The sequence below is a fragment of the Mycolicibacter sinensis genome, from assembly GCF_001673565.1.
GTDB lineage: Bacteria > Actinomycetota > Actinomycetes > Mycobacteriales > Mycobacteriaceae > Mycobacterium > Mycobacterium sinense_C.
Map to the genome: position 1 here is coordinate 1 of NZ_LZMF01000131.1, position 570 is coordinate 570.

At 62.3% G+C, this 570-nt stretch carries 2 protein-coding genes; both read right to left on the reverse strand.

All coding sequences use genetic code 11. From position 1 onward, the window contains the following. The coding region (locus A5648_RS18765; RefSeq protein ID WP_065025994.1) for a WXG100 family type VII secretion target at positions 1 to 260 on the reverse strand (260 nt) is incomplete at its 3' end. A gap of 14 nt (positions 261 to 274) precedes the next feature. Then, positions 275 to 570: WXG100 family type VII secretion target (locus A5648_RS18770; RefSeq protein WP_082966585.1), on the reverse strand; the 296-nt coding region annotated here is incomplete at its 5' end.

Below are 570 nucleotides of genomic sequence, written 5' to 3' on the forward strand. Positions count from 1 at the left end.
GCGTCGGTGTTGGCCATGTTGTTGCCGGCGGTCTGCACCTTCTGACCGTGGGCATTGGCCTGCTCGTAGATGACCGCGAAGTTGCGGCCCAACTGCGCCACGAACTCCTGGCAGGCCACCGAACCAGCGCCACCCCAGAAATCCCCGGCAGCCAGCACGTCATGCACGATCGCCTGGTGCTCGGCCTCCAACGACGCCGCCTGGGCACGAATCAACGCACCGTGGGCGTTGACGTCACCGAACTGGTAATTGATGCTCATCTGCGATTCTCCTTCTAGCTCGACAGGATCTGCTGAGAAGCAGCTTCCTGCTGCTCGTAGTGGTTCGCATCCCGAATCAGACCATCACGCACCCCGTGCAGCATGTTCACGATGTTGCGAAACGCCGTCTGCATCTGACCCATGGTGTCCATCGAGGTCCGCTCGGCCAGACCACCCCAGCCCGCACCCGAGATGTTGGTCGACGACGCCCACATCCGCCGGGCCTCATCCTCCACCGTCTGAGCATGCACATCGAAACGCCCCGCCATGCTGCGCATCGCGTCCGGATCGGTCATAAAACGTGTTGCCA